General features: G+C 70.4%; 10 protein-coding genes and 1 pseudogene. 8 read left to right on the forward strand and 3 right to left on the reverse strand.

Annotated features, from left to right (window positions below; all coding sequences use genetic code 11):
* Positions 1 to 205 (reverse strand): annotated as a pseudogene (locus KGQ19_RS30380) (serine/threonine-protein kinase); the annotation flags it as partial.
* A gap of 113 nt (positions 206 to 318) precedes the next feature.
* Between KGQ19_RS30380 and KGQ19_RS30385 the strand changes: the two are divergent.
* The 4 genes from KGQ19_RS30385 to KGQ19_RS30400 all read left to right on the forward strand — a co-directional run bounded on the left by KGQ19_RS30385 (position 319) and on the right by KGQ19_RS30400 (position 4,917).
* Entirely contained in the window at positions 319 to 1,743 is a 1,425-nt protein-coding gene (locus KGQ19_RS30385) for an MBOAT family O-acyltransferase (protein ID WP_368862183.1), read from the forward strand.
* Positions 1,744 to 1,759: 16 nt separating this feature from the next.
* Complete coding sequence (locus tag KGQ19_RS30390; protein WP_212015340.1) at positions 1,760 to 2,809, forward strand: SGNH/GDSL hydrolase family protein; 1,050 nt, start codon at positions 1,760 to 1,762, stop codon at positions 2,807 to 2,809.
* A 141-nt stretch (positions 2,810 to 2,950) separates the two neighbouring features.
* A complete protein-coding gene (locus KGQ19_RS30395; RefSeq protein WP_212015341.1) occupies positions 2,951 to 4,123 on the forward strand; it encodes a cysteine desulfurase family protein in 1,173 nt (390 codons plus the stop codon).
* A gap of 197 nt (positions 4,124 to 4,320) precedes the next feature.
* The gene (locus tag KGQ19_RS30400; protein ID WP_212015343.1) at positions 4,321 to 4,917 is read left to right on the forward strand and encodes a hypothetical protein; all 597 of its coding nucleotides are present in this window, start codon (positions 4,321 to 4,323) and stop codon (positions 4,915 to 4,917) included.
* Between the two features lie 42 nt (positions 4,918 to 4,959).
* Here KGQ19_RS30400 and KGQ19_RS30405 read toward each other — a convergent pair whose 3' ends face one another.
* Positions 4,960 to 6,222 carry an NAD(P)/FAD-dependent oxidoreductase gene (locus KGQ19_RS30405; protein WP_212015345.1) on the reverse strand — a complete coding sequence of 421 codons (1,263 nt, stop codon included), beginning with the start codon at positions 6,220 to 6,222 and terminating at the stop codon, positions 4,960 to 4,962.
* Between the two features lie 77 nt (positions 6,223 to 6,299).
* Between KGQ19_RS30405 and mnmA the strand changes: the two genes are divergently transcribed.
* Entirely contained in the window at positions 6,300 to 7,376 is a 1,077-nt protein-coding gene (gene mnmA, locus KGQ19_RS30410) for a tRNA 2-thiouridine(34) synthase MnmA (RefSeq protein WP_212015347.1), read from the forward strand.
* A gap of 163 nt (positions 7,377 to 7,539) precedes the next feature.
* Entirely contained in the window at positions 7,540 to 9,255 is a 1,716-nt protein-coding gene (locus KGQ19_RS30415; RefSeq protein WP_212015349.1) for a penicillin-binding transpeptidase domain-containing protein, read from the forward strand.
* A gap of 166 nt (positions 9,256 to 9,421) precedes the next feature.
* Here KGQ19_RS30415 and KGQ19_RS30420 read toward each other — a convergent pair whose 3' ends face one another.
* Complete coding sequence (locus tag KGQ19_RS30420) at positions 9,422 to 9,871, reverse strand: hypothetical protein (RefSeq protein WP_212015351.1); 450 nt, start codon at positions 9,869 to 9,871, stop codon at positions 9,422 to 9,424.
* A 202-nt stretch (positions 9,872 to 10,073) separates the two neighbouring features.
* On the opposite strand from KGQ19_RS30420, the gene KGQ19_RS30425 reads away from it, so the two are divergent.
* Positions 10,074 to 11,081, forward strand: a complete 1,008-nt coding sequence (locus KGQ19_RS30425) for a methionine synthase (protein ID WP_212015353.1) — start codon at positions 10,074 to 10,076, stop codon at positions 11,079 to 11,081.
* Positions 11,082 to 11,151: 70 nt separating this feature from the next.
* Positions 11,152 to 13,332: an NAD-dependent DNA ligase LigA gene (ligA, locus tag KGQ19_RS30430; RefSeq protein ID WP_212015356.1), complete on the forward strand. Its 2,181-nt coding sequence runs from the start codon at positions 11,152 to 11,154 to the stop codon at positions 13,330 to 13,332.
* Positions 13,333 to 13,455 lie beyond the last annotated feature (123 nt).

The raw sequence follows: 13,455 nt of genomic DNA on the forward strand, positions 1-13,455 counted from the left end.
CCCCCCGAGCCGTGGCCACCTCCCGCCGGAACCGAGCCCGGAACCGCGGATCCGCCGCGAGCTCCGGCCGCGTCACCTTCAGCGCCACCGCCTCCCGGTCCGGGCCCAGCGCCAGGTAGACGCGCCCCATCCCACCCACGGCGAGCAGCGTCAGCACCCGGAATCCGCCCAGGTGGCGCGGGTCGTCTGCGCGAAGCGGTGCCATACCCGACAAGTTAAGAGCGATCTCGACCGGTGGGAAGACCGTGACCGTCTGTGTTCTGTTTCGTTAGGTATTGCAACCCTTCCTGACGAAACCGGCCCCCGGGGACAGCCGCCTTGATCTTCCCTACAGTGCAGTTCGCCCTCTTCTTCGCCGTAGTCCTGCCCCTGTCCTGGGCGCTGATGCCGCGCCGACGCCTGTGGCGCCCCTTCATCCTGGCGGCCTCCTACTACTTCTACGCGGCCGCGGACTGGCACTACGTCCTCCTCCTCGCGGGCTCCACAGTGGTCAACCAACTCGCGGCCACCGTCATCACCCGTCAGTCCTCGAAGAAGGTCCGCCGCACCGCCCTGATCACCGCGATCACCCTGGACCTCGGCGCGCTCGGCGTCTTCAAGTACCTGGACTTCTTCAGCGAGAGCATCAACAGTTCCCTGGGACTCTCGTTAGGGCTGCTGCACCTGGTACTGCCGGTGGGAGTGTCCTTCTACACTTTCCAGGCCATCTCCTACGTCGTCGACGTCCACCGTGGCCGCACCCGGCTGGCCAATCCCCTCGACTACGCCGTCTACGCGTCCTTCTTCCCACACCTCGTGGCCGGCCCGATCGTCCGCGCCTCAGAGTTCATCCCGCAGCTGGCCACCCCGCGCGACCCGAACCGCGTCCCCATGGCGCGCGCCTTCGGCCTGATCGCCGGCGGCCTGGTGAAGAAGATGGTCATCGCCGACATGATCGGCACCAAACTGGTCGACCCCGTCTTCGGCACGCCCCAGGCCCACAACGGCACCGAGACCGTGATGGCGGTCTACGGGTACGCGGTCCAGATCTACTGCGACTTCTCCGCCTACACCGACATGGCGATCGGCCTGGCGCTCCTTCTGGGTTTCCGCTTCCCCGACAACTTCGACCGCCCCTATACGGCGCGCTCCCTCCAGGACTTCTGGCGGCGCTGGCATATGACGCTGTCCCGCTGGCTCCGTGACTACCTCTACATCCCCCTGGGAGGGAACCGCGGCGGGAACCTTAAGACGTACCGGAACCTGATGCTGACCATGCTCCTCGGCGGCCTCTGGCACGGAGCAGCCTGGACCTTCGTCTTCTGGGGCGGCATCCACGGCATCGGTCTGGCGATGGAACGTGCGTGGCCTTCTATGAGGAAAGCTCTGGGCTTCCGCAACGGTATGCCCGTATGGATTCCCCAGCCTGTGAAGACCACAGTGGGACGCATCGTGACCTTCCACGTGGTCTGCCTGGCCTGGGTCTTCTTCCGCGCCCCGGACCTCGGCACCGCCTTCGCCGTCCTCGGACGCCTCTTCGCCGGCGGCCCGAGCACCGGCGTCGTCACCCCCACGATCGTCCTCCTCATCGCCGCCGCACTCGCCACGCAGTGGGTCCCCCGAGGAGTCGGCGCGCGGCTGCGCACCGCGTTCGTCACGCTCCCGGTCTACGCACAGGGCGTCTCCCTCGGCGTCCTGCTGCTGGTGATCGCCGCGGTGAGCGGCGGACAAGGCGTGGCTCCGTTCATCTACTTCCGGTTCTAGGCGACAGGAGCGAGCAGTGTCCGAGGAATCCGAGGAGCCCCTCACCTCCGCGCGCCAGGCCGGCCGGGTGATCCGCATCGCCTTGGTCACCGCGCTCCTGCTGAACACCGCCGGCGTGGTCCGGGCCGGGCTCGGCATGCCGCCGGGACCGACCCGGGACGCCGTGCTGGCGGTCGCGCACCCGCTGGACGCCATCGCCGGCGCCCTGGACCTGAACCGCCCGCGCACCTCGCTGGACGCCATGCTCGGCCACCCGGACAGCGTCACCGGTGACGACGGGCAGCGCACGCACCTGGAGCAGGACGCGGCCCGGCAGCAGCAGCCGGTGGTCCAGCCGTCGGCCGCCGCCCCGGCGCCGGGCAGCCCGGCGACCGCCCCCGCCGCGGACCCCGAACCGCGGCTGGCCCCGGTCGCCGCGGACGTCCGGCACGCCACCGCCGCCGATCCGCTGCGCGTCCTGGTCACCGGGGACTCGCTGTCCGACTTCGACGGCCAGCAGCTGGCCCGCCTGGTCGCCTCCGAACACCTGCCGGCCAAGGTCCGGGTGGAGGCGCGCAACGGTACCGGCCTGACACAGCCCTCGGTGTTCGACTGGTCCGACGAGGCCGCGCAGGAGGCCGTGGACTTCGACCCGGATGTGGTGATCATGGTGCTCGGCGCCAACGACGGCTGGCCGCTGGACGGCGCCGACGTCGGGTCGAACGCCTGGAACGCCGAGTACTCGCGCCGGGTCGAGGCGGTCGCCCGCGACTTCATCGCCGGCGATCCGCAGCGCCGCGTCTACTGGGTCGGCCCGCCGGTCCCGCGCTCGGCGCCGTGGATCCACATCTTCGCGCGGATCAACGACGCGGTGCGCGCGGCCGTGCCGAACGTCCCGGGCCTGCGGTACGTGGACGTCGCCGACCCCACCTCGGACCACGGCCGCTACACCGACTACCTGACCGATCCGGACGGCCACCGGGTCCTGGCCCGGCAGCACGACGGGATCCACTTCAGCTTCCCCGGCTCGGTGTTCCCGGCGCGGATCATCCTGACCGCGATCCGCGGGGAATACACACTCGGCTGATCGCCTTGCGCATACGGGCGGGCGGTAACAGGCCCCCCCACTTCCGCGTGCCCTTCGGCCTCCGGGTGACCCCCGGGGATCCGCCGGGTGCCGGGCCGATCACCGCCACCGCCGCACGAGCCCCTAGAATCGCAGCTAATCATGGCCGTATATCTGGATCACGCCGCGACGACCCCCATGCTCCCGGCCGCCGTCGAGGCGATGACGGCACGGCTGGCCGTCACCGGGAACGCCAACTCCCTGCACGCCGCCGGCCGCGCCGCCAGGCGGGTGGTCGAGGAGTCCCGCGAACAGATCGCGGAGGCGCTGGGGGCCCGGCCCTCGGAGGTGGTGTTCACCTCCGGCGGGACCGAGAGCGACAACCTGGCGGTGAAGGGCCTGTACTGGGCCCGGCGCGACGCGGACACCCGCCGCCGGCGGGTGCTGGCGCCGAAGATCGAGCACCACGCCGTCCTGGACCCGCTGTCCTGGCTCGCCGAGCACGAGGGCGCCGAGATCGACTGGCTGCCGGTGGACGCCCTGGGCCGGGTGCACCCCGAGACGCTGCGCGCGGCCATCGAGCGCGATCCGGACTCCGTCGCGCTGACCACCGTGATGTGGGCGAACAACGAGGTCGGGACGGTCCAGCCGGTCCAGGAGCTGGCCGCGGTCGCGCACGAGTACGGGATCCCGATGCACTCCGACGCCGTGCAGGCGGTCGGGGCGCTGGAAGTGGACTGGTCGGCCGGCGGGCTGTCGGCGATGACGTTCACCGCGCACAAGATCGGCGGCCCGATCGGGGTCGGCGCGTTGCTGCTGGGGCGCAAGACAGCGGCGGTGCCGGTGTTGCACGGCGGCGGTCAGGAGCGCGACGTGCGCTCCGGCACGCTGGACACCCCGGCGATCGCCGGCTTCGCGGCCGCGGTGGTGGAGTCGGTGAAGGACCGCGAGGCCAAGGCCGATCTGCTCAGCGGGCTGCGCGACGATTTGGTCGCGCGGGTGCGGGCCGAGGTGCCCGACGTGGTGGTGAACGGCGATCTGGGGGCCGGCAGCGGGCTGCCCGGGATCGCGAACATGACCTTCCCCGGGTGCGAGGGCGATTCGCTGCTGATGCTGCTGGATGCCCGCGGCGTGGAGTGCTCGACCGGCTCGGCGTGCTCGGCCGGGGTCGCGCAGCCCAGCCACGTGCTGCTGGCCATGGGGGTCGACGGGGAGCCGGCGCGGGGGTCGCTCCGGTTCTCGCTGGGGCACACGTCGACGAAGGCTGATGTGGACGCGCTGGCCGAGGCGATCGGGCCGGTGGTGGCCCGGGCCCGGGCGGCCGGGGTCAGCTGACCGGTTGGGCCGGACGCCGGCGGTCGGGCTGAACTGTTGGGCTGAACGGTCGGGCTGAACTGCTGGGCTGAACGGTTGGGCTGAACGGGGCGATTGAGCGGCGCGGCATGTCCGTTTCAGGGTGTTTATATTGACACGCGAGCTTTGAAACAGGACCCTGATTCCCGTTGGATCATCTCCACGACGAATGGGGCATCATGCTTCGCAAGCGTTCCATGCTCGCGCTCCTGGCGGTGGCGCTGCTGTCCTTCACGGCGCTGGCCGCCGGTCCCGCCTCCGCCACCGCCTCGGGGACCGCCGGCTCCGCCGGCTCCGCCGATCCGGGCCAGACGTGGGTCCAGGACTCGATCAGCGCCCAACTCGCCCGCAAGCCCGGCGGCGTGGTCGAGGGGAACTCGATCCGCTACGCCAAGGAAGACGTCACCCTCACCTACAAGCCGCCGACCGCGCCCGGCAGCGCCGTCGCGAACGATTTCGCCGGCTGTAGCACCAACGAGGTCTGCGTCTACACCACCAGCGATGTCACCCCCTCCGGCGTGCGGCTGAGCACCGGTTCGCTGTGGTGCCCGTGGGAGAACTCCGGCAACCTGCTGGATCTGCGTGACTACGGCCTGGCCAACCAGATCCGCGCGGCCGACAACGAGGGCGGTTGGTGGGCCGAGGGGATCTGGTCGAACGTCGGCGTGCGCGGGGAGCAGTGGAAGATGGATCCGCACGGGATCCTCTACAACCTGAGTACGACGAACATCACCTTCGTCAACATCTGCCTGAACGAGAAGGACCTCGAGTTCTGAGGGTTCTGAGGGTTCTGAGGGTTCTGAGATTCGCAAGAACCCTCAGGCCGTCGCGACGTCCGCCAGCGCCACCGCCGGGTCCTGGAGCCGCGCCACGTCCACCACGGCGCGGCTCAGGATCAGGGCCCGGACGTCGTCGACCACGTCCCACACGTTGACGTTCATCCCGGCCAGCACCGCGCCGCCGGCCAGCCAGAACGCCATGTACTCCCCGGAGGCCGGATCGCCGCGGAACACCACCTGCTCGTAGCCGGAGCTCGGGATGTGGCCGACGTACTCCATGCCGAGGTCGTACTGGTCGGTGTAGAAGTACGGCAGGCGGTCGTACTTCAGATCGGTGACGCCCATCATCGACGCCGCGGCCACCTTCGGCTGGTTCAGCGCGTTGGCCCAGTGCTCGACCCGGATCGGCTCCCCGTAGAAGGGGTGCCAGGCGTTCGCCACATCGCCGGCCGCGAAGATGTCGGGGTCGCAGGAGCGCAGGGTGGCGTCGACCACGATGCCATTGGCGACCTTCAGCCCCGCCGCCTCGGCCAGGCCGGTGTTCGGCGCGGCGCCGACCGCGACCAGGATGTGGTCGGCCTCGAGTTCGGTGCCGTCGGCGAGCCGGACCCGGGTGGCCTGCTCGACGCCGTCGACGTCCTGGAGCGTGAACGAGTCGACGCCGACGCCGAGGCGCAGATCGACGTCATGGGCTCGGTGCAGCGCCGCGAACCGCGCACCGACCTCAGGACCCAGCACCCGCAACAGCGGTTGCTCCAGCGCCTCCAGCACCGTCACCTCGACGTCCTTCTCGCGCGCCGCGGCGGCTACTTCCAGGCCGATCCAGCCGGCGCCGATGATCGTCAGGCGGGAGCCGGGGATCAGCTGGGCCTTGGTGCGCTCGCTGTCTTCCAGGGTGCGGAAGGAGGACAGGTTCTTGGCGTCGCCGCCGAAGACGTTCAGGCGGCGCGGGGCGGAGCCGGTGGCCAGCAGGAGCTTGCCGTAGGGGAGTTCGGTGCCGTCGTCGAGGCGGACGCGGTGGTTCTCGCGGTCGATCGCGGTGGCGGTGCGGCCCAGGCGGAGCCCCACCCGGTTCTCCACGTACCAGGAGCCGGACTCGTGGACGAAGACCTTGTCCCGCTCTTCCTTGCCCTGCAGCAGGCCCTTGGACAGCGGCGGCCGCTCGTAGGGGAGGTCGTGCTCGGCGCCGACCAGCTCGATCGGGCCGTCCCAGCCGTCCTCGCGCAGGGCCTGGGCGGCCTTCGCGCCGGCCAGACTCGCGCCGATGATGAGCATGTTCTCCGTACTGGCAGCGCCGCTCATGGCGTCCTCCGCTTCGTGGTAGCCGTCACGCCGATATGACCCGCCTCACAGTCAACCATTGCACGTACCCTGGAGACATGCGTGTCTTGGCGGCGATGTCCGGTGGTGTCGACTCGGCGGTGGCTGCCGCCCGGGTGCGGGACGCGGGTCACGAGGTGACCGGCGTCCATCTGGCCCTGTCCCGGAACCGGCAGGCGCTGCGGGACGGGGCGCGCGGGTGCTGCACGATCGAGGACTCGCACGACGCCCGGCGGGCGGCCGACATGCTCGGTATCCCCTTCTACATCTGGGACATGTCCGACCGGTTCCACGAGGACGTGATCGAGGACTTCGTCGCCGAGTACCAGGCCGGGCGGACGCCGAACCCGTGCCTGCGCTGCAACGAGAAGATCAAGTTCGCCGCGGTGCTGGACAAGGCGCGGGCGCTGGGCTTCGACGCGGTCGCCACCGGCCACTACGCGCGGCTGCTGGCCGGACCGCACGGGCCGGAGCTGCACCGGGCCGTGGATCCGGCGAAGGACCAGTCCTACGTGCTCGGCGTCCTGGACGCCGACCAGTTGGCGCACTCGCTGTTCCCGCTGGGCGAGGACACCAAGCCCGAGGTGCGGGCCGAGGCGGCCGAGCGCGGGCTGTACGTGGCCAAGAAGCCGGACAGCCACGACGTCTGCTTCATCCCCGACGGTGACACCAAGGCGTACTTGGCCAAGACGCTGGGCACCGACTCCGGGCCGATCGTCGACACCACCGGGCGGCGGGTCGGCGAGCACGACGGGGCCTGGGGCTTCACCATCGGCCAGCGGCGGGGCTTGCGGATCGGCGACCCGGCCGGGGACGGACGGCCGCGCTACGTGCTGGACATCTCGCCGGTCAGCAACACGGTGACGGTCGGGACGGCCGAGGAGTTGGACGTCACCGGGCTGTCCGGGATCAAGCTGCGGTGGTGCGGGCCGGAGTTCACCGGCCGGATCGAGTGCCACGCGCAGTTGCGGGCGCACGGGGAAGGAGTGCCGGCCACGGCCGAGCGGACCGGCGCGGACTCCATCGACGTACTGCTCCACGAGCCGGTTCGCGGGCTGGCGCCCGGGCAGGCGGCCGTGCTCTACGACGGGACGCGGGTCATCGGTTCCGCCACCGTGGCGCAGACCTCGCGCTGACGATCGCAGTGGCGATCACGGTGACAATTCAGGCTGCGGCGAGTAGCGCATCGTCAACGGTCGGTGGCCGGCGACGGGACGGAACAACCGATCCGGTCTCATGTGCGTCGGTTAGGGTCGTAGGCTGAATAACCCGATCCGATATCAAAGGGGAGGGACCCCGATGGGTTCACGACGTACGCTCCTTGCGATAGCAGCGGTTGCCACGTCCCTCGCGGTCGTCACCGCGGGCTGCTCCAGCGGCTCCAAGGCGAAGCCGGCGGCGGGCGGTTCCCAGACGGGCGCCGCGGCGGGCGACAGCCCGACCGACAAGGTCGCGGCGGCGTTCCTGGCGGCTTGGCAGTCCGGTGACTACACGAAGGCGGGGTCGCTGACCGACGATCCGGCCAAGGCCACGCCGCGGTTGAAGGCGGTGATGGGCTCGCTGGCGCCCAAGAGCATGGCGCTGAAGCTGGGGTCGCAGGTGAACGCGCCGTCCTCGGCCGGTTCCTCCTCGGCGGCCACCCCGGCCACCCCGGGCGCGCCGTCCAGTCCCTCCACTCCGGATCCGCTGGCCAACGCGGTGCACTACGGCTTCTCGGTCGCCGACACCTTCACCGACGGTCTGGTCTGGAGCTACAACTCGACGATGTCGGTGCTGCCGCCGACCGGGAGCGGCCCGGCCGTCGTGCACTTCTCCTCCGGGGTGATCAACCCGCAGCTGAGCTCGCTGGCGAACCTCAAGGCGGTCCCGCCGGCGGTGCCGGTCGCCGACCGCAGCGGCGCCCCGCTGTCCGGCGCGGCGCACCCGAGCATCGCCAGCATCATCAACAAACTGTCGACGGCCAAGCCGCCGAGCGGCGGCCAGGCCTCGCTGCAGATCCAGTTCGTGGACAACAACACCGGGCTGCAGATACCCAATTCGGACACGATCCAGCTGGGCGCCCCGAACTCCACCAGCGGGCTCCAGCTCGGCTCCACGATCGACTCCAAGATCCAGACCGCGGCCGAGAACGCGCTGAAGCCGTACCCGAACTCCGGCATGGTGGTGATCCAGCCCTCCACCGGCCAGATCCTGGCCATCGCCACCAACAACAAGGACAACCCGAAGATGGCCTACATGGCCACCCGGGCCCCGGGCTCCACCTTCAAGACGGTCACGGCCACCGCGCTGATGCTGGCCGGCATGCAGCCCTCGGACTCGGCGGACTGCACCCCCAACGTGACCGTGGGCACCGAGACCTACCACAACGACGAGGGCCTGCGGAACGGCTTCTCCGGAGCGACCCTGCTCACCGCCTACGAGCAGTCCTGCAACACCTCCTTCGTGCACGCGACCATCGACCACAACCTGTCCCTGGACCGGCTCTCCGTGGTGGCGCACGACTACTACGGCATGAACCAGCCGTGGGACATGGGCATCGGCCAGGCGACCTACGCCACCCCGGGCAACCTGCAGGTCCCCCCGGCCGACGGCCGCGACGTCCTCGCCGCCGAGGCCTTCGGCCAGGGCAAGATCACCATGGCCCCCCTGACCATGGCCTCGGTGGCGGCCACAGTCGCCACCGGCACGTTCCACCAGCCGATCCTCATCCCGGGCTTCCAGCCGCCGGCCAAGGCGCAGCCGATCCCGGCCGCCATCGACGCCAACCTGCAGACGATGATGCGCGGCGTCATCACCGACGGCACCGCGACCTCGCTGCAAGGCATCGCGCCCACCCTGGGCGCCAAGACGGGCTCGGCGGAACCGAACCCGACGGACCCGACGGACTCCTGGATGATCGCGATGGACCCGCAGCACGACATCGCGGTTTCGGCGCTGGTGCTCAACGGCGGATACGGGAACTCGGCGGCCGGGCCGGCCATCGCGGCGATGATGAAGGCTGCCGGGTTGAGCTGAGGTGTGTAGGGCGGCTTAGTCGAAGCAAGCTGAGCTTGGCGTGTTTTAACTGTGATGCCCTGGGCCTTTTGGTCCAGGGCATCTGGTTTTTGTGCTGGTGCCGGTGGTCAGCCGACCGAGTCGCAGTTCCCTGTGCCATACCACTCGATCCGCGCCGGCGACCGCCTCAGCTGTCGAAGCGCACAAACAACCCGCGCTGATCAGCCCCCGCCAGCAAAGCCAGCAGCGACAGCGACCGGATCAGCTGCCCGCACCGGTAGGCGTCCCACCCGCCGTCGGCCGCGCCGTCGGCGGCGGCCCAGCGTTCCGCGAGCGCGTCCACGTCGTGGTCGCTCAGGTGCGCGAGGCGGGAGCCCAGTGCCGGGCGCACCGGTAGGAGCACCGTGCCGCCGGCGTCGTCAGGGCCCTCATGGGCGGGGGTGAGGACCGCCTCGCGGACCTCGGCGGGGTCGTTGCCGGTCACCAGGAGGTCGAGGTCGATCAGTTGGGCCGGGTCCAGGTCGCCGGCGGGGACCGTGTCCAGGGCGGACAGGACTGCCGAGGTGTCCGCGTGGGCCGCGGCGGCCGCCACTACCCGCAGTTCGGCGGGGCTCGCGGCGAAGAACACGGTCGACACGGACGGGCTCCAGGAGGTCAAGACGGCAACCGGCGCGGCGCTCGGGCTTTGAACAGGGCTGGTGTTGGTCACAATAGCGGCGACCTGGGCTCATGGCTCGCGCATTCGGTGCCGTGCGGGATGATGTCGGGCCGCACCCGCCGGAAGTGGTCGCCGCGGCGGCCCGACGCCCCGTATCGCCCCGTCCGGCTACCCTCGTCCCATGCACCGACCCCCACGCGCCACCGGCATCGGCTCCCTTCCCGGCACCGACGCCGGAGCGGCGCACCGCCTGGCCTTCGACGAGCTCCCGGATCTGCCGTTCCTGCCCGAGCTTCCGGCGCGCGGCGTGGGGGCGGACATGATCGGGCGCGGCACCGCGTTGCTCGTCGACATGTATGCCGAGGTGCAGCCCAGCGGGTGGCGGCTGACCGAGCGACCCGGCCGGGACGCGCGCCGGGCCGGGTCCTTCCTGCGCCAGGACCTCGACGTCCTGGAGGAGAACGCGCAGGAGTTCACCCAGACCCTGAAGATCCAGGCCGTCGGGCCCTGGACGCTGGCCTCGACCCTGGAGCTGCGGCACGGCGACCGCATGCTCTCCGACCTGGGCGCCGTCCGCGACCTCGCCGAGTCCCTGACCGAGGGCCTGAAGCTGTACCTGGCCGAGGCGAAGCAGCGCGCCCCGCAAGCGGACAAGATCCTTCTCCAGCTCGACGAGCCCGCGCTCCCCGGCGTGCTGCGGGGCACCGTCCCCACGGCCAGCGGCTTCGGCAGGCTGCGCGCGGTGGAGGTCAGTGTGGCGCGCGAGACGCTGGCCGGGCTGCTCCAGGCCGTGCACGACGCCGGGGCCGAGGCCGCCGTGCACTGCTGTGCACCCGGCGTCCCGATCGAGCTGCTGCGCGAGGCCGGAGCGGACTATGTGTCCTTCGACGCCACCGCCATCACGACCGAGATCGCCGCCGACGAACAGCTCGGTGCGGCGATCGAGGCCGGGGTCGGGCTGATGCTCGGCGTGGTGCCCTCCGTCGATCCGGCGCGGGCGCCGGGGGTCAACCAGCTGCTGGACAAGGTCCTGTCCCTGACGCGCCTGGGCTTCTCGGCGGCGGAGCTGGCCGGCGCCGTGACGATCACTCCGACCTGCGGTCTGGCCGGCGCCACGCCGCCGTGGGCCCGGCAGGCGCTGATCTTGGCGCACCGGACGGCCGACGCGTTGGCGGACAAAGCCTCCTGAACTGCGGGACTGTCGGTGCCGGGCAGTAGATTCGTACTGTCCAAAGGCACCCGACCAGTGAGGTGACGCGTTGTCCGGCAAGGATGAGACCACCCCGGTGACCCCGGCGCAGCAGCACGCGGCCCTGGCCGAGGAGATCGAGGACGCCCGCTACCGGTACTACGTGCTCGACGCGCCGACGATGGCCGACGCCGAGTTCGACGTGAAGCTGCGGCAGCTGGAGGCGATCGAGGAGGCCAACCCGGAGCTGCGGACCCCGGACTCGCCGACCCAGAAGGTGGCCGGCAACTACGAGACCGAGTTCACCTCGGTCCCGCACCTGGAGCGCATGCTCTCGCTGGACAACGCCTTCACCGCCGAGGAGTTGCAGACCTGGGCCGACCGCATCGAGAAGGACCTCGGGGCGCTGCCGGAGCTCCTGTGCGAGCTGAAGGTCGACGGGCTGGCGATCAACCTGCTCTACGAGAACGGCAAGCTGACCCGGGCCCTGACCCGCGGCGACGGCCGCACCGGCGAGGACATCACGCCGAACGCGAAGACCATCCAGACCATCCCGCAGACCCTGACCGGGACCGCCGAGTTCCCGGTGCCGGAGCTGGTCGAGGTGCGCGGTGAGGTCTTCTTCGCGGTCAAGGCGTTCGACGAGTGGAACGAGAAGATCCTGGCCGAGACCGGCCGCTCCTACGCCAACCCGCGCAACGCGGCCGCCGGCTCGCTGCGGCAGAAGGACCCGCGGGTGACCGCGCAGCGCCCGCTGTCGATGGTCGTCCACGGCATCGGCGCCCGGAAAGGCTTCACCCCGACCTCGCAGTCGCACTCCTACGACGCCCTGCGCGCCTGGGGCCTGCCGACCTCGGACCGGGTCAAGGTCGTCAAGACCCTGAAGGACGTCCAGAAGTACATCGACTACTACAACAAGCACCGCCACGATGTCGAGCACGAGATCGACGGCGTGGTGGTCAAGGTCGACGCCCTGGCCATCCAGGGCCGCCTGGGCAGCACCTCCCGGGCCCCGCGCTGGGCCATCGCCTTCAAGTACCCGCCGGAGGAGGTCACCACCAAGCTTCTGGACATCCGGGTCCAGGTCGGCCGCACCGGCCGGGTGACCCCGTACGCGGTCATGGAGCCGGTCACCGTCGCCGGCTCCACGGTCCAGAACGCCACGCTCCACAACCAGGAGATCGTGGTGAAGAAGGGCCTGAAGATCGGCGACACGGTGGTCCTGCGCAAGGCCGGGGACGTGATCCCGGAGATCGTCGGCGCGGTGCAGGACCTGCGGGACGGCTCCGAGCGCGACTTCGTGATGCCGGAGAACTGCCCGGACTGCGGGACCAAGCTGGCCCCGCAGAAAGAGGGCGACATCGACCTGCGCTGCCCGAACTCCCAGAACTGCCTCGGCCAGATCCGCGAGCGCATCGACTTCATGGGCAGCCGCAACGCGCTGGACATCGAGGCGCTGGGCTATGAGTCGGCGGTGGCCCTGACCCAGCCGGCCGGCGGGACCGCGCCGGTGCACGACGAGGGCGACTTGTTGAGCCTGAAGCTGGAGGATCTGGCCCCGCTGTTGATGCTCCAGGCCAAGCGCGGCGCGGACGCCAAGCCCGGCGAGACCGAACTGGTGCCGTACTTCTACACCAAAGGCACGCCCAAGAAGCCCAGCGTCCCGACCGCCACCACCGAACTGTTGCTCCAGCAGCTGGAGCTGGTGAAGACCGACCGGCCGCTGTGGCGGTTCCTGGTCTCGCTGTCGATCCGGCACGTCGGCCCCACCGCGGCCCGGGTCCTGGCCCGCGAGTTCCCGTCCTTCGACGCCCTGGCCAACGCCACTGAGGACGAGCTGAAGGCGGCGGAGGGCATCGGCCCGACCATCGCCGCCGCGATCGTCGAGTGGTTCGCCGTGGACTGGCACCGGGAGATCATCGCCAAGTGGCAGGCGGCCGGGGTGGTGCCTGTTGTGGAGTCCCAGCCCGAAGGACCGAGGCCTCTTGAGGGATTGAGCGTGGTCGTAACGGGCACCTTGGCCGGATTCACCCGAGATGGGGCGGCCGAGGAGCTCACCAAGCGGGGTGCCAAGGTCAGTGGTTCGGTGTCGAAGAAGACCTCGTTCGTGGTGGCCGGGGACAATCCGGGCGGCAAGTATGACAAGGCCCTGACACTTGGGGTGAAGGTGCTGGACGAGGCGGGATTCGAGGTGCTGTTGGGGGCCGGTCCCGAGGCCGCTGCCGCTACAGTGGCGGAAGCAGAGGCCTGACAACCGCGCCGGGTCTCACCCGTCAAGGCCAAGGCGAAACCTTTACGGTCCGTCTCTGGTTGGCGACGTTCTGATACGGCAGTATGGCTTGGTCAGAGAAGTCGCCTGACGCGCACCGACGCT

This window comes from Catenulispora pinistramenti (assembly GCF_018274385.1).
GTDB classification, from domain to species: domain Bacteria; phylum Actinomycetota; class Actinomycetes; order Streptomycetales; family Catenulisporaceae; genus Catenulispora; species Catenulispora pinistramenti.